General features: G+C 47.8%; 21 protein-coding genes. 17 read left to right on the forward strand and 4 right to left on the reverse strand.

The genetic code is table 11. The features are described 5' to 3' along the window. Positions 1–1,500: hypothetical protein (locus KO518_RS01445; protein WP_216024021.1), on the forward strand; the 1,500-nt coding region annotated here is incomplete at its 5' end. A 13-nt stretch (positions 1,501–1,513) separates the two neighbouring features. Here the strand turns inward: KO518_RS01445 and KO518_RS01450 are convergent. After that, complete coding sequence (locus tag KO518_RS01450; protein WP_216024022.1) at positions 1,514–1,858, reverse strand: hypothetical protein; 345 nt, start codon at positions 1,856–1,858, stop codon at positions 1,514–1,516. 275 nt (positions 1,859–2,133) lie between these two features. Continuing rightward, on the reverse strand, positions 2,134–3,945 hold the full coding sequence (locus tag KO518_RS01455; RefSeq protein WP_216024023.1) for an arylsulfatase: 1,812 nt from the start codon (positions 3,943–3,945) through the stop codon (positions 2,134–2,136). Between the two features lie 386 nt (positions 3,946–4,331). Between KO518_RS01455 and KO518_RS01460 the strand changes: the two genes are divergently transcribed. Further along, complete coding sequence (locus KO518_RS01460; RefSeq protein WP_216024024.1) at positions 4,332–4,706, forward strand: VOC family protein; 375 nt, start codon at positions 4,332–4,334, stop codon at positions 4,704–4,706. Positions 4,707–4,754: 48 nt separating this feature from the next. On the opposite strand, the gene KO518_RS20150 is transcribed toward KO518_RS01460, so the two are convergent. Beyond that, positions 4,755–5,651 carry a MaoC/PaaZ C-terminal domain-containing protein gene (locus KO518_RS20150; RefSeq protein WP_216024025.1) on the reverse strand — a complete coding sequence of 299 codons (897 nt, stop codon included), beginning with the start codon at positions 5,649–5,651 and terminating at the stop codon, positions 4,755–4,757. A gap of 258 nt (positions 5,652–5,909) precedes the next feature. Here KO518_RS20150 and KO518_RS01470 point away from each other — a divergent pair, with 258 nt between their 5' ends. The 10 genes from KO518_RS01470 to KO518_RS01515 all read left to right on the forward strand — a co-directional run bounded on the left by KO518_RS01470 (position 5,910) and on the right by KO518_RS01515 (position 14,255). Next, on the forward strand, positions 5,910–6,173 hold the full coding sequence (locus KO518_RS01470; protein ID WP_216024026.1) for a phosphopantetheine-binding protein: 264 nt from the start codon (positions 5,910–5,912) through the stop codon (positions 6,171–6,173). Between the two features lie 83 nt (positions 6,174–6,256). Next, entirely contained in the window at positions 6,257–7,435 is a 1,179-nt protein-coding gene (locus KO518_RS01475) for a beta-ketoacyl-ACP synthase (protein WP_216024027.1), read from the forward strand. A gap of 1 nt (position 7,436) precedes the next feature. Further along, positions 7,437–8,252: a beta-ketoacyl synthase chain length factor gene (locus KO518_RS01480; RefSeq protein ID WP_216024028.1), complete on the forward strand. Its 816-nt coding sequence runs from the start codon at positions 7,437–7,439 to the stop codon at positions 8,250–8,252. Between the two features lie 7 nt (positions 8,253–8,259). After that, complete coding sequence (locus KO518_RS01485) at positions 8,260–9,831, forward strand: NAD(P)/FAD-dependent oxidoreductase (RefSeq protein ID WP_216024029.1); 1,572 nt, start codon at positions 8,260–8,262, stop codon at positions 9,829–9,831. Beyond that, positions 9,831–10,421 carry a hypothetical protein gene (locus KO518_RS01490; protein ID WP_216024030.1) on the forward strand — a complete coding sequence of 197 codons (591 nt, stop codon included), beginning with the start codon at positions 9,831–9,833 and terminating at the stop codon, positions 10,419–10,421. The genes KO518_RS01485 and KO518_RS01490 overlap by 1 nt, the downstream gene beginning before the upstream one ends. Beyond that, positions 10,414–10,800 (forward strand): hypothetical protein, encoded by a 387-nt coding sequence (locus tag KO518_RS01495; RefSeq protein ID WP_216024031.1) that lies wholly within the window; start codon positions 10,414–10,416, stop codon positions 10,798–10,800. Before KO518_RS01490 ends, KO518_RS01495 begins: the two co-directional genes overlap by 8 nt. Further along, positions 10,797–11,540 carry a glycosyltransferase family 2 protein gene (locus KO518_RS01500; protein ID WP_216024032.1) on the forward strand — a complete coding sequence of 248 codons (744 nt, stop codon included), beginning with the start codon at positions 10,797–10,799 and terminating at the stop codon, positions 11,538–11,540. Before KO518_RS01495 ends, KO518_RS01500 begins: the two co-directional genes overlap by 4 nt. A gap of 2 nt (positions 11,541–11,542) precedes the next feature. Then, positions 11,543–12,550 carry an acyltransferase gene (locus KO518_RS01505; RefSeq protein WP_216024033.1) on the forward strand — a complete coding sequence of 336 codons (1,008 nt, stop codon included), beginning with the start codon at positions 11,543–11,545 and terminating at the stop codon, positions 12,548–12,550. Between the two features lie 2 nt (positions 12,551–12,552). After that, positions 12,553–13,011, forward strand: coding sequence for a hypothetical protein (locus KO518_RS01510; protein WP_216024034.1), 459 nt, complete (start codon positions 12,553–12,555; stop codon positions 13,009–13,011). An 8-nt stretch (positions 13,012–13,019) separates the two neighbouring features. Further along, positions 13,020–14,255, forward strand: a complete 1,236-nt coding sequence (locus KO518_RS01515) for a beta-ketoacyl-ACP synthase (RefSeq protein ID WP_216024035.1) — start codon at positions 13,020–13,022, stop codon at positions 14,253–14,255. A gap of 59 nt (positions 14,256–14,314) precedes the next feature. On the opposite strand, the gene KO518_RS01520 is transcribed toward KO518_RS01515, so the two are convergent. Beyond that, positions 14,315–15,685: an AMP-binding protein gene (locus KO518_RS01520; protein ID WP_216024036.1), complete on the reverse strand. Its 1,371-nt coding sequence runs from the start codon at positions 15,683–15,685 to the stop codon at positions 14,315–14,317. Between the two features lie 264 nt (positions 15,686–15,949). Here KO518_RS01520 and KO518_RS01525 point away from each other — a divergent pair, with 264 nt between their 5' ends. The 5 genes from KO518_RS01525 to KO518_RS01545 are packed head-to-tail and all read left to right on the forward strand — an operon-like array spanning position 15,950 to position 19,109. Beyond that, positions 15,950–16,888 (forward strand): hypothetical protein, encoded by a 939-nt coding sequence (locus tag KO518_RS01525; RefSeq protein WP_216024037.1) that lies wholly within the window; start codon positions 15,950–15,952, stop codon positions 16,886–16,888. A 28-nt stretch (positions 16,889–16,916) separates the two neighbouring features. Next, positions 16,917–17,726 (forward strand): 1-acyl-sn-glycerol-3-phosphate acyltransferase, encoded by an 810-nt coding sequence (locus KO518_RS01530; protein ID WP_216024038.1) that lies wholly within the window; start codon positions 16,917–16,919, stop codon positions 17,724–17,726. A 10-nt stretch (positions 17,727–17,736) separates the two neighbouring features. Then, on the forward strand, positions 17,737–17,991 hold the full coding sequence (locus KO518_RS01535) for an acyl carrier protein (RefSeq protein WP_216024039.1): 255 nt from the start codon (positions 17,737–17,739) through the stop codon (positions 17,989–17,991). 6 nt (positions 17,992–17,997) lie between these two features. Then, a complete protein-coding gene (locus KO518_RS01540) occupies positions 17,998–18,411 on the forward strand; it encodes a thioesterase family protein (RefSeq protein ID WP_216024040.1) in 414 nt (137 codons plus the stop codon). Next, the gene (locus tag KO518_RS01545; protein ID WP_216024041.1) at positions 18,411–19,109 is read left to right on the forward strand and encodes an outer membrane lipoprotein carrier protein LolA; all 699 of its coding nucleotides are present in this window, start codon (positions 18,411–18,413) and stop codon (positions 19,107–19,109) included. Before KO518_RS01540 ends, KO518_RS01545 begins: the two co-directional genes overlap by 1 nt. Position 19,110 lies beyond the last annotated feature (1 nt).

Raw genomic sequence — 19,110 nt, forward strand, 5'->3', positions numbered from 1 at the left:
GGCGGAGACAACGGCGGCAGTGATGGCGGTTCAGACGGTGGAGACAACGGCGGCAGTGATGGCGGTTCAGACGGTGGAGACAACGGCGGCTCAGTATCCTACATCCTGCAGGTGTCTGGTAACGATGGCGCGTTGAGTAAAATTGAATCTGAACTCGAAGTTCGGGATATCGCCATTGGCTATACGGCATTCACTGGGGTTGAAGAGTCTGTGTTGCTGGTGGGGGGATCAGATCTCGATTCAGTAGAAACCTTGAGTAGTTTGGACGAAGAGCCGCAGAATGCGTTTGCGCTGGTTGCGGCCTTTGCTGACGGAACGCAATTTACCGGTGCCTCACTCCTTGCTACTGTCGACGGCGAAGAGTTTACCTTTGAATGTACAATTAATTGCGAAGTAAATGTTGATATCGATAACAAGGAAATTAGCTTTATTGGGGCTGAATTTATTTGGGACGACGGCAATGACTCCATTGAAATAAACGGTACTGTCCCCTGGATTGCCAGTGACGAATATGTTGATACCAGCGATTGGGTAGGTTCTGAGTTGCCCTCCGACAGTACGTTTTGCGATACAAACTTGAGTACGTCAGTGGTGGCTATGGCAAATGGTGGCCTCGCTTATACGACTAACGCAGGAAATTGTATCGGTTTAGCCAGCGTAGAACATAATACATTTACCAAGCCCCTCACCGCGGTTATCGTCAACGAGGGCGACAGCGCTTCTACCGGCAGTTTAGCTATTGATAGTGCAGTGAAGATATATACGCGGCTTATCGACAGAGGCGTTGATTATACTGATGACGGTGGTCAGCCTGTATTCGAAGCCATTGTTGAAGGTGCCTTTGATATTACCAATACCAGCAGCCATGAACTTTGTTTATCTGACTATGACGATTGGCAATTGCTGCAAGCCGATGGCACAGCGCTAACGAAGTCTCTTAATGTGTCGTATCAGTTCAACGATACTCCGTACACGATGGAATTTAGCGCACTTCATGACTTCGATGTTCCAGGTGTAAAGTGCTTGCCACCCAGTGCCTCTGCAACAGTGCATCTCTCGCTTGACCAATTTATGGTGCGGGCAGAAGAAGAAATACTGTTTTCAACGGTAACAGAAATAGCGGTATTCATCGAGGCCGAGTACAACGCTGTTGCCAATAACGTGACATACACAACACTCACGCCCGATTTTATGGAATGGTTATACGTTGACGGTTCACCAGGCATTCGCCTGGCGTTTACCAATACCAGTGGTGCTCAGTTAGTGCTGGACGATTCGGCACAAGAAGTCTGGTTTTACAATGACCAAGGCTATCCTATTGTCAAAAGCTACGTGTATTTGCACAAGCAACTCGGGGTGGAAGAATATGACTTGGTAAACAGTGACTATGTCATCAATGATGGCACTCAGATTCAGTTGCTGGATGATTCAGCGGAAATTGCCATTCTGGCTTTAGGAGGAGGGACTGCGGTAAAAGCAGTGCTCTACCCCGCGTTTTAGCGAGAAGGCTGCGCTAGCAGCCTCTTAGTTTACTTATCAACTGCGCGGCGAATGAACTTTGATGTTTCGCTGGCGCTTGTTGAGATAACAGATCGCACATGGGCGTATCACTTGCGGAAAAAAACAATGTATGTGCCTCAACATCCAGTGCGATAGCTATACGCGAGATATTGTGAAAGGCCACAGGTTGTTCCCGAAACACCTTATTTACCAGGTCTTTTGGGGGCGACGTGCGTTTTTCTATTTTTGCCATATATCGGGCCAGCTGAATCTGGGTCTCAAATCCTTTTTCAGCCATTGCTCGTTCCAGTTTTTGTCGGGACGCTTTTACACCGCGTACTCTCTGTCTGCCTGCCATTTTCTTATCCTGTAGATCGTTATTTACCAGTAATGTCGAAGACTATCGCGCTGAGCCATTATCGGTTCCAACGCGGGTTAGAATAGTTACAACTGTTAACGCTTATTCAATTTCGGATATAAAAGAGTTTGCGCAATTTGATGTATCGGATCGTTTCGCAAACCCAGACAATTCATTCTTGAAGGGGGAACTGGTTCACATGGCAGTGAAGACGGTATGCAAAAATAGAGAAAGCTGGGGGACGAAAGTCATCCCAGCTTTTTTGGGTCGTCAACTTAGAGTCGCTCAAATCGTACTGACTTGATGTGCAGTTCAGGGTTGGTACCAGATAGCTCTGGGAGAATGCGAAGCGCGTCGTCCAATGCATCTAGCCGCATGGTGCCTAAAGTGACGGTTTGCCACACCAATTCAGGCGCCTCATCAGTATAGTACAGGCGGTTGCCCGGTATTTCTGTGGCAGAATACGCTGCTAAATGCTGGTCGAGAGTGAGGGCGTGATCGCCAAGGGTAACGCTGCCTTTGAGTTCGATGTCACCGGAGGGCGTGGCATATTCCATAATAATTTTGTAATTTCCTTCAGACACGTTTTTTACCGGCCACTTCAGCTCGGCTTGTCCCTTTCCTTTCACTACCACCCAATCGTGTGCCCAGCCAGCTTTAAACGCATAGTCAACGGCGTCACCTGCAATATATGCTTCATGGGCCGACAAGGTAACATTTGGACGCTCCCGGTGGCCAATTTCAATGGCAATAGGCTGTACCGGTTCGGTGAGCAGTGAAGCGTGCCATTGCATATAGTCGTCTTGCAGTTTTGCTAATGTGTCAGCATGTGTGGCTGCAAGGTCTTGCTTTTGTTCAGGGTCGGCAATGAGATCATACAAATACCATTGTCCGTCGTAATCATATACGCCCAGCCATTGCTGAGTGCGAATGGAGCCCGGATTTGGCGCTACTGCCTGCTGATCTTCACGCTGAGTATTGCGGAAATGGTTGGTATAGATCGTTCGGTCGGGCCAGGTTTTATCCGCATTTTCATCCAGCAACAAAGGGGAAATATCATCACCATCCAGCGGGTTTACCGGCGGCGTGTCTATATTAAGCAGGCTCATCAGTGTGGGAAAGATGTCCATGTGCTGGGCAATCGACCGAACGGTTCGGCCGCCTTCGATATGCCCTGGCCAATGAATAAACAACGGCACCCGCACACCGCCTTCGTCAACCCGACCTTTGCTGCCCTTCATGCCACCGTTGTAGCGACGGTGGCCATGGGGGAAGGCTGGCCCATTGTCAGATAAAAAGATAACGATAGTGTTATCTGTCAGCGCGAGTTCATCCAGGGTATCCATGACCCGGCCGATATTGTCATCGATGTTTTCAACCATACCGTAAATGGCGGCATCTAAATTGTTCAGCCCTTTGGCTTTGTACTTGGAGAAATACTGCTGTGGCACCTCAAACGGGCCGTGGGGGGTATTGAACGGCACATAGGCGAAAAAGGGCTTTTGCTTGTTGCGCCGAATAAAGTCAATGGCAGCGTCAGTGGTCACATCGGCTATGTAGCCTTCGGTTTGCACTGGCTCGCCATTGCGCAATAGTTCTGCATCGAAATACAAGGTTTGGTGGCCATCCACAAAGCCCAGATAGTCGTCAAAACCCTGGCCGTTAGGATCGTGGGGGTACTGGGCACCATTGTGCCATTTGCCAAACAGGCCGGTGGCATAATTTTCTGCTTTCAGTGCTTCAGCAAGTGTTACTTCTTCAGCGCGCATTTTTTCCCCACCCCGGGTAACACTGAAAACGCCTGTTTTCAGTGGCTGACGCCCAGTCAGTAACGCAGCGCGCGTAGGAGAGCAAACCGGGTTGACGTAAAAGCGGTCTATGCTGACACCGCTTTTGGCAATGCTGTCGATATGGGGCGTAGACACGATCTCATTGCCGTTGAAGGCAACATCTCCCCACCCCTGATCGTCCGTGAGGAACAAAATAACATTGGGGCGCGATTCAGACGCCGCTGCATCGATAGTAGGCGCTTCTTTGTCAGCGCATCCAGTGCACAGTGCACAGAGTAATAGCAGTCTTTTTAACATAATGAGTGACCGTAGTTGTCGAAAGAAATGGAGATAAGTTCATTGTCACGTGCCTTTGTCTTCGGAAGCACGAATAAGTTGTATCGCGATGACCTGATCTTCCGGCTTGGTGCCAAAAGTATCATTAACCTCTTGTTGTAACCGGTTTCATTTTTTCCAGAAAAAATAACATCAACGCCTGCAGTAACTGAACGCATTCTCAGGTGTGGTCGAAAGCAGTTTGTAGGCGTCATATGCATAATCGTCTCGAGAAAATTTTGCTCATTTATAATAAACGCAATGTTGCAACAAATGCTATTAAATAAATTAACATTATTTTTTAACCAGTATATCTGTACAGTAAACTTGGTTTACAGTCACTAAAAATAAAATGAAGGAAGTTTGGGATGATTGGGTATATTACATGTGGTACGAATGACATTATCAGATCCGGTGAGTTCTACGATCAAATTTTCGAACTGTTAGGTGCCAAGAGGATCCATACAGATGAAAGCAGTATCGCATGGGCAAGAGACGGTGGTGAGATTATCTTCACTACAATATTGCCGGTTAACGGGCGGCAAGCAACAGCGGGCAACGGGACGATGATTGCATTTCGAGCCAACTCTACAGAACATGTTCAGGCGCTTTATAGAAGATCTCTCGATATAGGTGCGTCTGATGAAGGCGCGCCAGGAATACGCTCCGGTGGATTTTATTGCGCTTACATAAGAGATTTAGACAATAATAAATTGAATTTTCATTTTAATCCGAATAGCTAAGAGAAAGCCTTGATTGACCTCTCAATAGCCTTCGTGGCTGAGCTGGTTTCAGCTAATCACACAGCCCGACATGACTTGTTGTTTTCTTTTTGCCGTTGCGGGGTTGTATAGTGCAAACCCCCGGCGAGCAGCATCAGAATTGGTGACCACATTGAAAGTCACAGTCAAATCAGATGGCAAAGAAACCGGGCGGTGAAATTGGTTGCTCACGGTAAATCCTGCACCGGGTAACGCCTGGTTTTTGTCAACAACCGATAGTGTGCGAGCCAGGACATGGGTGCCATGGGCCATCACTGATTTAAAGCCAAACAATCTGGCGCTCCAGTCGTAGAGATGGATAGGGTTGTAGTCGCCACTTATCCGGGCGTACTTACGTCCGGCATTCTCTTGAAAATGTAAGTGCTCACTTTTGTTATATGTTTTGTTTGAAAGTGTATCTGCGGCGGGGGAATCGCCGTCGGCGAGCCCTTGAGTTCGATCGGGCGTCCGTCGGTACAAGTAGGTACTACGGGTGGTTTGACACAACCGGTTTTGTTGTCGAAATTCAATGACAAGATCCACCATTACGCCGCGGGCATGGGGCCGTATTGCATCGAAGTAGCATTGGGATGTGATGTCCTGATTGGCGAGGGGAGCTGGTTGGGTAATTTCGTTTTTCGTATGTACCAATCCCATAAGGGGAAAGGGGGAGCTTTTCGAAGATAGTGCATCAATATGTTGCACAATACCGAGAAAAAGTGGAAAACAGGGGTGCAGATGGTCGTGATGCCATTGGTGCTGGTGGTTGAAGAGACGCAATGCAGTCTGAAAAGCATTAGCCGTATAGATTTTTGTGCTGCCAACAGGGGGAAATATTTCATTGCATTGATGTGCAAACCAGTGATCAAGCTTCACAGCATCGGCTTTCTTGGTTGCCGCCTTTATTAGCCTGACAAAGTGCTTCACGTGAATATCCCTTCCTGCAAAAAATTTTCCTCTGCTACGCTATCTGATTTTCGTTCTCTTCGCACATGATTTTGTGGTTAGGGCGAAGGTCCGGGCATATTTATGCCGTGCTGGTTAGAGTTTGTGCTTTATGCGGGTGTTAAAAGCGGTAAAAATTAAATATTCGGCCATTAAAATCGCAGAAATAGTTTTTATTGTGACATTAGTTTACACTAGCGAACTTACAAAAAAGCGTTCGCAGTAAGGACATAACTAGCTATGGCTACACAAACAGAATCAGAATTAAAAATGGCGCAGCTGATGGTTGAAGCACTCAATCTGGAAGACATGGAAGCAGAAGAGATTGACCCGGAAGAACAATTGTTCGGCGATGGTTTGGGACTCGATTCCATTGATGCATTAGAAATTTCGTTAGCTATATCGAAAGAGTACGGCGTGCAGATCAAAGCTGAAGACGAGGGTACCCGTGAGGCGTTCGAAACGTTACGTAGTTTAACTGCATTTGTTGAACAGAATAAATAAGCACTTACTTGCCCTTCCTCTTCAGAGCGCGTCGGTATCGGTTAACCCTCTAAATTGCGCGCTTCACGGGCCGATTTGAAAAAATGAATATAGACATCATCGATTACGACTCTTGCTCGGCTGCAGGTATAAATCTTAAAACCTTGCGGGAATCACTCAAACAGCACAAAAGCGGCTTGATCAAAAACAACCTACCCGGTTCAGATTTAGACACCTGGATAGGCGTGGTCGGCGAAATTGCATCAGTCAGTGATCTTGGCAAATGGCAAAGCCGCAACAATGCATTAGCCGCTCTGGGATATGAACAGGGTACCATTAGAAACACAGTGTCAGGGTTGATAAAAAAATACGGTGCGGCACGCATTGGCTTGGTTATGGGGTCGAGCACGTCAAGTATCGATCGCACAGAAGAAGCGTATACTAAGCTTAACAGCGACAACGGTCTCACTGATGCGTTTAAACAGCCCTTTGTACATAACCCTCATGCACCCAGCTTGTTCGCTGCGCATCTTACGGGTATCGAAGGCCCGTCGCTGACAATAAACACCGCCTGTTCGTCTTCTGCCAAAGTCTTCGCTACTGGTGCACGCTGGCTCGAAGCCGGCATTGTTGATGCAGTACTGGTAGGTGGCGTTGATACACTGTGTTTAAGCGTGTTGCACGGTTTTAATTCCTTGCAGCTTTTGTCTGCAAACCCCTGTAAACCTTTCGATCAGCACCGCGATGGTATCAATTTAGGTGAAGCGTCGGGCTTTGCAGTACTGCAGCGCGCAGGTGAAAACACAAATGGCAGTGGTATTCGCCTGGCCGGATACGGTGAAAGCTCTGATGCCCATCACATGTCGCACCCTCATCCTGATGGTCTAGGGGCAAGGTTGTCAATGACACAGGCGTTACAGCGTGCTGACCTGAGTGCAAAAGACATCGATTACGTCAATTTGCACGGCACATCTAGTCGCGCCAATGATCTCATTGAAGGACTGTTGATTTCCGAACTTTTCCCATCTACCACCCGTTGCTCGTCTACCAAAGCATGGATGGGTCATACATTGGGCGCCGCAGGGATCACCGAAGCCATTATCGCGATGGATACATTAAATACTCACGTTATTCCTGGGTCAAAGAACTTAGAAACGCTGGACGAAGCGTTAACACTGACGATTCAGGCCGAGGATGAACACAGAACATGTCAGCATGTGATGACCAACTCGTTTGGTTTTGGTGGTAATAACTGCACGCTGTTGTTTAGCAGGGCAGGGTAATATGCAAGCAAAAGAACTAAAATGTAAAATTGCAGGTATCGGTGCCTGGGGAAGTTACTTCGACAATTGGCAAGCGTTGCAAGCATTGTTGGCGGGTAACGCTATACCTGAAATAAAAAACAAAGGCCCTAAACCAACGATCATTCCCGCTAACGAACGCCGTCGAGCGCCGCTTCCCGTGCGTTTAGCTGTGGAGAGCTCCTGGCAAGCCACGCAGGATGCGGGTGTAGAAGCCAATACCCTTACGTGTGTATTTGTGTCAGGTTTAGGTGATACCGACCTTACGGATTACATGTGTAAAACCCTGGCATCTGATAACAAAGCCTTATCGCCTACCAAATTTCACAATTCGGTACACAATGCGCCCGCGGGGTATTGGACAATTAGCACCGGCACCATGAGTGCAGCAAACTCCGTGGCGGGTTATGAGCAATCGGTATCGCTCACGCTGCTTGAAGCCATGATCCAGTGCGAGGCTGAAAACACGCCGATGCTGTTGACCTTTTACGATGCGCCCGTTGCGGACGTGTTATCGCCTATTTTGCAAAACCAGGAAACCTTTGCTTTTTCGTTGGTTATCTACCCAGACTCTGCGCCACTGGCAGGCCCTGTGCTCAAGGCTAACGTCAACAGCGCACCGGTTAATGCGTGGCCTGCGTTACACAGTCAACACGATTACATGGGGAAACTGTATGCGGAAAACCCCAGCGCTAAAGTGCTGTGTTTGGCAGAGATGATTGCTTCATCCGACTCACAGGCCAAGAGTATTACTGTACCGTTGAGTGCAGGTACATCAATGACCTTTTCTCTTGCGTAGGAATGTTATGAATCAGATCAATACGGATATCATTATTGCTGGTGGCGGATTGGCAGGTATGAGCCTGGCTTTGCAACTGTTGAACAGAAACGACGACCTCAGCATTACTATCATTGAGAAGAACACCTTTCCGGTTCATGACACCACAGCGAAAGTGGGTGAATCCACGGTGGAAATTGGTGCTCATTACTTTACCGACGTGCTGGGGCTCGATGCGCATTTTAAAGAAAAGCACCTGCGCAAATACGGTCTGCGATTGTTTTTTGGCAAAGTGGACGGCGACTACAGCGAGTACGACGAGTTAGGTGTGAGCGAACTGTTTGGCATTCCAGCTTACCAAATTGAACGCGGTACACTGGAGAACTACCTTTATACTTTGCTGACTGAAAAAGGCGTTACCTTCTTCGATGGTGCAGTACCAGCCGGTATTGATTTGGGCGACAAAAAACAAACCGTACTTTGTCACCACAAAGACGGTGAAACCCAAATCACAGGGCGCTGGTTAGTGGATGCCGCGGGTCGACAAGCGCTATTGCGCAACAAACTCAACTTGCAAACAGAAACGGGTCACAAAGGTAATGCTGTTTTTTTCCGGGTGAAAAAGCGGGTTATCATCGATGAGTGGTCTGATAACCCTGCGTGGCAGAACCGGGTAAAAGAGCCGGGGAAACGCTGGTTAAGCACCAATCACCTGATGGGCCCGGGTTACTGGGTGTGGATAATTCCGTTGGCCTCCGGCGCGACAAGTTTCGGTATTGTTATGGATGACAAAGCCCTTGCTGACAGTAATATTGAAACATTCGAAGACACCATGGCATGGTTGGCAAAAGAGCACCCGCTTTGTGCCAAAGCCATTGAAAAAGCCGAGCTACTCGATTTTAAAGTGATGCGAGATTACTCCTATGGCTGTAAGCAGATGTTTTCGGAAAGCGGCTGGGCTATGACTGGCGAGGCAGGGGCTTTTGCTGACCCCTTCTATTCACCGGGTAGTGATTTCATCGCGCTCAACAACACCTTTATCACCCACTTAATTGAGCGGGATATGAAAGGGCAGGACATCCGCTTTGAAGCGGCGCTGTTTCACAAATTTTACGACTCGTTCTTCGAAAATACGCTATCGATTTACAAAGACCAGTACGGCGGTTTCGGCGATCGCAAAATGATGTCAGTAAAGTTGGTATGGGATTACACCTACTACTGGGGTGTTTTTGCGCTCTTGTTCTTTTCCGATGCCATTGGCGATCTCGACATCATGCGCAAAATCACGCCTAATTTGCTCAAAACTCAAAAGCTCAATAAGAAGATGCAAATGTTGCTGAGTGAACGTGCTCAGAAGCGTCAGGTGTTGCCTGCAAAAGGCGGTTTCATGGATCAATTCCTGGTGCCGTGCTTGGGTGAATTAAACGATGTGCTTAAGAACCCTGACATCGATGTGGAGCAAGCGCTGGAAAAGAACATCGCCATCATGCAGAAAATTGTGCCTTACTTTGAAGAGATGTTGCAGGACAACGCTTCTGCAAATATCGACGATGAAGAACGCGCAATTCTTGGCGATTACAGGCTAAGTGTTTTGGCCTGATGAACACGAGCAAACCGCGAGGACTAAAGGATTTATTTCCCTTGGTGCTCGTGTTGTTAACCCTGGCTTATCCTTTTGTTGTTTACTTTCACATTGATAGAGTAAATCCGCGCTGGTTTGGTGTGGTTTTGTTAACAGTTGCGCTCATACGGCTCGGTGTTACCTGGCACGAGAGGCGTAAAAGCGACTGGGTAATGACCACTGTCATCGTACTGTTTTGCTTCGGTATCATACTCCTTGAAAGTGCGATATTGTTGCGCAGTTACCCCGTTATAATGAGTGTGGGGATGGGCGTCTTGTTTTTGTCATCCCTGCTCGATGAGCATACGTTGATAGAGCGGTTTGCCCGCGCTGGAGGTAAAACGCCTCCTGAACAAGCAAAGGGGTATCTACGCAACTTAACCCTAATTTGGGGCGTGTTGTTACTAAGCAATGGTGTGGTAGCTGCTTGGACGGCATGGTACGGCAGTCTGGCCACATGGACCTGGTACAACGGGTTGTTGTCATATGTGATTTTCGGTGTGTTCATCGCGCTGGAACTGGTTTATCGACACTTTTATAAAAAGAAACACAATATTATCGATGACTAATACAACAAGTGCATTAAACGGGCTGTTTAAGCCTTTGGAAGGGCCGCAGATTTCCCAATTGAAAACAAAGCAGGATGACGCTGTATTGAGCCTAACCGTCGCGTCTGATTTGCGTTGGTTCGATGGCCACTTTCCCCAGCAAAAAGTGCTGCCTGGCGTAGTCCAGATCGATTGGGCTGGAAAGCTGGCAAAAGCCTTGTTTGTCGGGGGAGAGTCTTTTACACAGCTGACAAACATTAAATTTAAAACCATGGTGTTGCCGGATACAGCAATGCAGCTCACTCTAACGCACAAGGCGGCAAAGGGTATCGTCGCTTTTCACTTTTTCAATGACACTGACTCATTTTCTCAGGGAAGCTTTAAGTTTATCGCATCATGAAACATTGCATCATTGTTCCTCATTACAAGCACGAAGTGTTGTTTGAAAAATTTTTACCGTCACTGGCCTCGTTACAGCTTCCCTGTATTGTGGTTGATGACGGTAGCGGCGATGCCAGCGTAGACAAGCTGAAAGCGTTGTTGGCACCTTATCCGAATTTTCATTTGGTTTTACATCAGTCTAATCGTGGCAAAGGCGCGTCTGTGATCACAGGTTGCTATCATGCCAGTGCCATGGGTTTTAGCCACGTGTTGCAACTTGATGCCGATGGCCAACACAATATTAACGATGCGCAAAAGCTTCTTGATTACAGCAAAGCCCATCCGACTGCGTTTATTTCCGGGCAGCCTTATTTCGATGAAACCGCACCGTTTGCCCGAAAGTATGGCCGCAAAATCACAGATTTCTGGGTGGCGCTGGAAACCCTGTCATTAAAGATCAAAGACGGGTTGTGCGGGTTTAGGGTGTACCCCATAAAGCAAATCGAGCATGTGTTCGATAACTATTATCTCGGCCCGCGTATGGATTTTGATCCTGAGCTTTTAGTAAAGGCCGTATGGGCGGGTATTGATTTGCACTTCATTCCCACAAAAGTTATTTATCACGACGACACCGTATCCCATTTCCATTATTTAAAAGACAATTTGATGCTTATCAGACTTCATGTGCGGCTGATGTTTGGCATGGTCGTGCGCTTACCGCGTTTGCTATTCGCGCGTTTAAAAGGGTTGATTAGTTAATTATGTCGGTGGCAGAGAATAACAAAGCCGAAGGCGAGCAGACCCATTGGTCGCAAACCCAGGAGGCCGGCACCATGGCAGCCATGCAACTGGTCTTTTTCATTTATCGAGTGTTCGGGCGTTGGGTGTTTTCACTGGTCATGTATCCGGTGGCGCTGTATTTCATGTTGGCTCGACCTGCACAGCGCCGTGCGTCGCTGCAGTATCTTCGCAAGCACTATAGGTATAAGCCCGAGGCCTGGCGCGGTAAACCGGGTTACTGGCATGTCTTGCAGCACTTCAAATCTTTTGCCGACGTGATTCTGGACAAGATGTTGGGTTGGCTAAATGACATTAAAGAAAGTGATTTTTCATTAGTATCTCCCAAACGGGTAGAGGCATTGATGAACGACGAGCGCGGTCAGCTTATTATCGGTTCTCACTTCGGTAATTTAGAGTTTTGCCGTGGCTTCATGCACCGATATCGCAGTAAGGTCATCAACATTCTCCTGTACGACAAGCACGCCGGTAATTTCGTCAAGATGATGCAAAAGCAAAACGGCGCATCGCGGCTCAATGTGTTTCAGGTGGACGAGTTTGACGTTACCACCATCATGATGCTGAAAGAAAAAATTGATGCCGGTGAGTGGGTGTTTATTGCAGGTGATCGCATTCCTTTAAGTGGTTTGCAGCGCACCGTTAATGTTGATTTTTTAGGGAATAAGGCTCCATTGCCTATCGGGCCTTACATGCTGGCAAAAGCCCTGGCGTGCCCGGTGAAGCTGATGTTTGCATACCGAAGCTGTGCTTGTGATAACAAAGTGCTGTTTGATGTGGTACCACTGTGTGAAAAATTAATTATTAGCAGAAAAAGCCGTGAGCAGGATTTGCAGGGTTACGCGCAACAGTTCGCTGATGCACTGCAAAGCCATTGCCTTAACTCGCCGTATCAGTGGTTTAATTTTTACGATTTTTGGCAACCTGGCACAGATTATATCGCGTTGACACGTGTTAAACCGGAGGGAGTGTAGTGGTGCCTGAAACTCGATTCGACCAGCGGTTATTTGCATTGATCCCCCATCGTCCACCCATGTTACTTATTAATAAAGTTCTGGATGTTGATGCCCGATCCTCTTCATCACTGGTTTTAGTTGATGAACAAGCGTCATTTTATGAGGCTGATAAAGGTGTGCCAGCCTGGATTGGTCTTGAATATATGGGGCAGACGGCTGCACTTATTGCCGGACACCAGTTAGAGCAAGGGTTAGTTGGCCCTCACTTAGGCTTTTTACTCGGAACTCGCGCGTTTAAATCTGAATGTGATTATTTTTCCCCTGGTACCTATAAAGTGCGTTGTGAAGAAACGGCATTGGTAGGTGACGGGCTTGCAACCTTTAGTTGCTTCATTGAAAATTACGCTCAGGACGCGCAAGAAATAAACTGTCTGGCAACAGCGAGCCTGTCGGTGTTTCGTCGCCCGATAAACGAATAGGATAAAATTTGAATAATAATAATTACAGACGTGTAGTGATTACCGGCGCAGGCGTAGTATCTGCGCTGGGTGATGATTGGACACAAGTAAAAGCCAGCTTCCAGTCAAAAAAGTCGGCTGTTTGCTTTATGGAAGATTGGCAAAAGTACGAAGGGCTGGGCACGCACCTCGCTGCGCCCGTTCACAATTTCGAGATGCCAGCCCATTTCACCAAAAAGAAAAAGCGCAGCATGGGACGGGTTGCCCAAATGGGCGTGTTGGCGACAGAGCGGGCGCTAGCTGACGCTAATCTCACTGATCATCCGGTTATTCGTTCTCACGCTACCGGTGTTGCCTATGGCTCGGCAACAGGTAGTAGCCAGGCAGCGCTTGAGTTCGCTCCCATGCTGGAAAATTTGTCTACTTCACGAATTAACAGCAGCACGTATTTGCGTATGATGAGCCACACAGCGGCAGTGAACATCAGTGTGTACTTTGGTACACAAGGGCGCATGTATACCACTTCCAGTGCCTGTACAGCTGGCAGCCAGGCTATCGGCTATGCCTTTGAGTCCATTCGCTACGGTCAGCAGGATGTGATGATTGCCGGTGGTGCCGAGGAGTTGTGCCCTTCACAGGCAGCCGTCTTCGACACACTTTTTGCTGCCAGTACAAAAAATACGACACCGGAAGCAACCCCGCGGCCATACGATAAGGGTCGCGACGGACTGGTACTTGGTGAAGGTGCCTGTACCCTGGTACTAGAATCCTACGACCATGCGAAAGCCAGGGGGGCAAATATTCTGGCGGAAGTGGTGGGTTATGCAACTAATACCGACGGTACTTACTTGGTTAAACCAAACCTGGAAACAGTACAGCGTGTAATGCAGGATGCAATGAAGGACGCAGGTGTCACCGCTGATGAGATTGGTTACGTGTCTGCCCACGGCACAGCCACACAGCACGGCGACATCGTAGAAAGTCAGGCAACTTTTCAGGTGCTGGGTGCCAAGCCAGTAAGCTCATTGAAAAGCTACACCGGGCACACGTTGGGTGCTTGTGGCTCCTTCGAAGTATGGGCAACGCTGAACATGATGAAAGAAAATTGGTTCGCACCTACCTTGAACCTGGACAATATTGATCCTGAGTGCGCGCCATTGGATTATATTCAGCACGATTGTCGGGATATCACCACTGAGTACTTTATTAGTAACAATTTAGCTTTTGGCGGTATAAACACATCGTTGATTATCAAACGGTTATGACTGTAACAGTCTTCGTTTTAGGGCGGTCGCCTGCTGTGTTTTAATCGCGGTGGTGAACGTCACCGTTGCTTCTTTAACGAAGCGTGTAATGCATCGATGTGCATTCTGAGTAATTTGCCATTGGGTTCTCTCGGCAGCGCGTCGACTACATAAATGGGTCTTGGCACGAACGCGCTGTCAAGACGTCGTTTTAAAAATGTCAAAAGATCGGATTTTTCTACGCCAGTTTTCAGCGCCACAATGGCCACCAGCCTTGTTGTCTGGCCTGCGGCAGCTGGATGGATCACAATGCCGTCCTCCAGACCATCAAAGGTCAGGAGTGTTTGGTTTATATCGAACAGAGAGCCTCGCTTACCCGCAATTTTCACCAAATCCGACGCTCGCCCTGCCAATACAAACCGATTGTCACCCTGTAGTTCGATGACATCCTGTAATTCTGTAGGGCCAGGTAAATGCGCGGCTTCAGCGGTAGTTACTTCACCGTTTTGGTGAAAGTCAATGCCGGTGAACTTAAGCCATGCTTTCTCTGTTGCGGTGCGTCTGACGGCCATTGAGCCCACTTCGCTACAACCATAAACCTCTCTGAGCGGCGCTGAAAATTTCTCTTCAACAGTTTTAGCTAACTCCACTGTAAGAGGCGAGGTGGCGCAAAGCACTGAGTGTGCACTAAGGGGGGCTTGCATACTGGCACAAAGTGCCCGTAAGTGAACCGGTGTTGACACCAGTTGCCTGGGTTCAGGCAGCGAGGAAAACGTATCAATGATGTCCTGAGGGAACAATGGCTTGGCATCACTCATACACACCGGGCTAAATAGAGGCAGCAGGGCTGAGGTCTCAAGTCCCCACATGTGCTGTGCGGGCATGGTGGCGAGCTGATATAAAGTGGTGTCACAGTCAGGGATCATAAAGGCGTAATTGATACTACTGCTGCGGTGCAACGTGCGCCAGTATTTTAAATTTGGCTTAGAGTGGCCCGTTGAACCAGAGGTAAAGCTTATACAGGCGAGAAAATCATTGTTAATGCGTGGGATGTGTATGTAGTCAGTTTCAGATGTCATCTGAAACGGGATGGACAGCAGATTCACAGACGGCAATTCTGCATGAGTGTCGCCCCCATCGTGTATAACGTAGCAGCGAGAATATTCTTCACTGAGTTTGTACTGTGTAGCGACATTGTGGTTTGGCGGTAGCAGTGTTGTGTGCCCCCTTAACACAGCAGCGCATAAGCCGACAAGAAACAGGTAGCGATTGCCACACAGATTTATGGCGTAACCATCGTCCGCTAGTGCTGCTGCAACCTGCTGGACATGAGACACAAATTGTGCGGCATTGATTGTACCGGCGGGAAATCCAATTTCTTCAACAGGTCGCGTTAAAAAGGCAATTGGGTCTCTGGGTTGGCGTTGGATCAGCGGGAATGTGTTTGGCATGGGAGGTTGTACTACTGGTGTCTTTGGATTTGAGCGGCAGTTGTAAGCTGGCCGTCCATTCGCTTTATTTTCAAGTACCGCTAGTTTAAACTACTGCCAAATTAAACACTAATTTTGTGTCACGGAATGACGTCCCACAAATTAGTCCGCATGACAGCACGCAAAAAACATAACCCAGCGATAGAGCAAGGGAAGGTTTTGCCAAGCTCATTAGAGAGTTGCCTGCTTCATTCATATTAAAATAACGCCACACCCAGTTGTATCATGTTAAAACAGCAATTTAGTTCCACACCCGCACACGAGTTATTGTCACAAGCAAATACCTTTGCTGTAATGCCTTTTGTGGCGCAATGTGAGCCCTTTGGCCCAGGTATGATAGCCACGGGTCTGGAAGAAGCGAATGGTAGCACAATGAGCGAGGTGTGGACTGTCTCTGAGCCTGTAAGCCGAGGGCTGACGGGACGCTGTTTCTGGTCGAAGACGGATGATGTGATGTGTGTTGCACATTGGCTGAGCAAAGATGAATGTGAAGCTATAGAGCCGCATACGCAGGGTGCATATACGGCTGTACTATCGCTGTTAGCTGAGCATGGCTATGCATACCCCTTTAGGTTCTGGAACTACTTACCGGATATTAATGTGGGAGAAGGCGACAATGAACTGTATAAAAAGTTTTGTACTGGTCGTTTAAACGCCTTTGAATCCGCAGGAATAACACCCGATGGGTTTCCCGCCGCTTCAGCGCTTGGACATCACAGTGAAGGCGCGGTGATTTACGTATTTGCCAGTAAGGTTAAGCCCGAGCATTATAAAAATAATCATCAGGTGAATGCCTACGAATATCCTCGTCAGTATGGTGTCAGCAGTCCGTCGTTTGCGCGTGCAACAGCGTTAACCATCAATGGTGCAGATTTGTTGTTTATATCTGGTACCGCCAGTATCATCGGCCATCAGACCTTGGGTGAGGGCGACATTGAACGCCAGTTAGACGTTACTATGAGCAATATTGGTCATTTACTCGAATCAGCAAATCCCAAAGGGTGCAAGCTGGCTGCATTCAAAGTGTATGTTCGACACCCGGAACATGTGGCGTTTACCCGGCAATGGCTATCTGAGCGCTATCCGGATGTGAATGCCGTGTACACGCTCGCCGATGTCTGCCGCAAAGAACTGTTGGTAGAAATTGAATGCTTCTGCGCGTAACTTGCGTTACTAAAAGCGAATGCCGTTCATGACAGCCTCCCGCATGCGTAAAGTATGGCAAATAGTTAGCGCTGGGATCAGCTACGGTCTTTTTGGTTTGGGCGCGCTGGTGGTTGGCATCTTCTTTCGTCTGATGAGCCCCGTAACCTTTATTCCTGCAGACAAAAAACAACGTATGATCCGCTGGAGTATTCACAAAGGTTGCTTGCTTTTTATTCGCATAATGCGTTTTTTTGGCCTCATTCGCTATCGCTTTCACGTGGAGTCGATGAAAAAAGCCCGACCGGGGCACATTATCATTGCCAATCACCCTTCTTTAATTGACGTTGTGTTGCTTTTGGCGGTAAATGAGCAGATGTGTTGTTTTGTTAAAAGCGCTGTGTGGAATAATTTTTTCACAGGTGCAGTGGTGCGCCAAGCTGGCTTTATTCCTAACGATGCTGAGCAAGTGCTGCCCATGGCAGCAGCGAAATTGGAAGCGGGTGAAAATATTCTCATTTTTCCAGAAGGTACGCGAACCAAAGAAGATAATGTGATCCGCTTTAAACGCGGTGCTGCCAATATGGCTGTGGCCGTGGATGCCGCCATTATGCCGGTCACTATAGAATGTTATCCCAGGGCATTAAAAAAAGGGGATAAGTGGTATGATATCCCCGAGGGCGGGCCTGAATTTACCCTGACCTCTGGTGAGTTGTTAGTGTTAGGCAACTGTATCGACAAGACGCAGCCAAGACCAAAACAATACCGGCAGCTGACAAAATATTTAGAAGAGTATTATAAAAACCGGATTGCCGATGTTCAGTCAGTAGCGCCGGTGATAAGTGGAACGCAAAAGTAGTGATATACCTATGAATACAGAAAAAGAACAGATTCTGACTAAGGTCAGAGAAATCCTCGTTGACCTTTTCGAACTGGATCCCGCGGAGATCGTTCCAGAAGCCAGGCTGTATGAAGATTTGGACATCGACAGTATCGACGCCGTTGACTTACTGGTTGACCTCAAAAAAACCACCAGCGTTGAAGTGTCACCTGCACAATTTAAGCAAGTGAGAACCATTCAGGACGTGGTTGACGTATTTGCAGAACTTTCTGCCAAAGCGTAACGCCCTATGAAGAAGGTTTGCCTGAATATCGATATCCCTTTTTTCGATGTCGACGCTTATCGCGTTGTGTGGCATGGAAATTATCCCAAATACATAGAAATGGCGCGTTGCGCTTTGCTGTCTGAAATTGGATGTCCCTACAGTGTAATGGAAGAACAAGGGTTCTTCTTTCCCATTGTAGATATTCAGGTGAAATACGTGAAGCCACTTCTTTTTGAACAGAAAGTAGTAGTGGAAACCTGGCTAACGGAATGGGAAAACCGCCTTAAAATTAGTTATCTTATTAAAGATATAGACACGGGCGAGATACACACTAAGGCAAAAACCACTCAGTTTGCAGTGGCAATGCCTGATATGGTGACCCAATATGTCTCTCCCGCTTTTCTGGTTGATGCCGTGGACACATGGATAAGCAAATAATGACAAAAATCTACCCAAAGTGGTTTGCTAGCATGTTGTTTTTAGGAGGGCTAAGCGGCGCGTTAGCAGCAAAAGATACTCAGCCTGAAGACGAAGCGCTGCTGGCCTCTGTGTTTCCATCCGGGTGTCATTTTTCAGGTCAGTTTACGCAGAAGAAAGCTATCGAAGGTTTGCCTGTGCCCTTAATGTCAACGGGAGATTTTTATTATTCCTGTGATCTCGGACTCGTTTGGCACACCAGTGAACCGTTTAAAGACGCTATCTTGTACGTAAATGGCAGCAATAACTTCAGAGCTGATGAAACCGGTGCGCTCACCCCGCTTACGGGCACTACCCGGTATATCATGTCAAATATTTTCGTGCGTTTACTAAAGGGTGATACCCAATATTTTACTGAAGAGTTTGCGATTTCTCCGGCCGATGACAACGCTATAGTAATGCGGCCTCATAGCGATATGATGCGCAGAGGACTGGATAGCATTCACATCCAAAAAAAGGACACAGCGGAAGCAGGGGTGTCGTTGGATATCGCCATCACGGATGCTACCGGCCAGCTCACCAGTGTGAGTATCGCTGATATTAACGAGTACGCCTTTGAAGGAAAACGCAGTGCTTATGAGCAATGCCAAACCTTGTATTCCGATACTGCCACATGGTGCCAGGTGTTGCGCTCCCCCGCCCGATATAAATCGCGATAGT

The organism is Aestuariibacter sp. A3R04, from assembly GCF_018860805.1.
Lineage (GTDB): Bacteria > Pseudomonadota > Gammaproteobacteria > Enterobacterales > Alteromonadaceae > Alteromonas.

Excerpts from the sequence above, each read along its gene's own strand:
- KO518_RS01535 (WP_216024039.1), top strand. The coding sequence starts at position 17,737 with ATGAATACAGAAAAAGAACAGATTCTGACTAAGGTCAGAGAAATCCTC.
- KO518_RS01545 (WP_216024041.1), top strand. The coding sequence starts at position 18,411 with ATGACAAAAATCTACCCAAAGTGGTTTGCTAGCATGTTGTTTTTAGGA.
- KO518_RS01475 (WP_216024027.1), top strand. The coding sequence starts at position 6,257 with ATGAATATAGACATCATCGATTACGACTCTTGCTCGGCTGCAGGTATA.
- KO518_RS01530 (WP_216024038.1), top strand. The coding sequence starts at position 16,917 with ATGACAGCCTCCCGCATGCGTAAAGTATGGCAAATAGTTAGCGCTGGG.
- KO518_RS01525 (WP_216024037.1), top strand. The coding sequence starts at position 15,950 with ATGTTAAAACAGCAATTTAGTTCCACACCCGCACACGAGTTATTGTCA.
- KO518_RS01455 (WP_216024023.1), bottom strand. The coding sequence starts at position 3,945 with ATGTTAAAAAGACTGCTATTACTCTGTGCACTGTGCACTGGATGCGCT.
- KO518_RS01460 (WP_216024024.1), top strand. The coding sequence starts at position 4,332 with ATGATTGGGTATATTACATGTGGTACGAATGACATTATCAGATCCGGT.
- KO518_RS01485 (WP_216024029.1), top strand. The coding sequence starts at position 8,260 with ATGAATCAGATCAATACGGATATCATTATTGCTGGTGGCGGATTGGCA.
- KO518_RS01500 (WP_216024032.1), top strand. The coding sequence starts at position 10,797 with ATGAAACATTGCATCATTGTTCCTCATTACAAGCACGAAGTGTTGTTT.
- KO518_RS01505 (WP_216024033.1), top strand. The coding sequence starts at position 11,543 with ATGTCGGTGGCAGAGAATAACAAAGCCGAAGGCGAGCAGACCCATTGG.
- KO518_RS01450 (WP_216024022.1), bottom strand. The coding sequence starts at position 1,858 with ATGGCAGGCAGACAGAGAGTACGCGGTGTAAAAGCGTCCCGACAAAAA.
- KO518_RS01490 (WP_216024030.1), top strand. The coding sequence starts at position 9,831 with ATGAACACGAGCAAACCGCGAGGACTAAAGGATTTATTTCCCTTGGTG.
- KO518_RS01480 (WP_216024028.1), top strand. The coding sequence starts at position 7,437 with ATGCAAGCAAAAGAACTAAAATGTAAAATTGCAGGTATCGGTGCCTGG.
- KO518_RS01470 (WP_216024026.1), top strand. The coding sequence starts at position 5,910 with ATGGCTACACAAACAGAATCAGAATTAAAAATGGCGCAGCTGATGGTT.
- KO518_RS01540 (WP_216024040.1), top strand. The coding sequence starts at position 17,998 with ATGAAGAAGGTTTGCCTGAATATCGATATCCCTTTTTTCGATGTCGAC.
- KO518_RS01495 (WP_216024031.1), top strand. The coding sequence starts at position 10,414 with ATGACTAATACAACAAGTGCATTAAACGGGCTGTTTAAGCCTTTGGAA.
- KO518_RS01520 (WP_216024036.1), bottom strand. The coding sequence starts at position 15,685 with ATGCCAAACACATTCCCGCTGATCCAACGCCAACCCAGAGACCCAATT.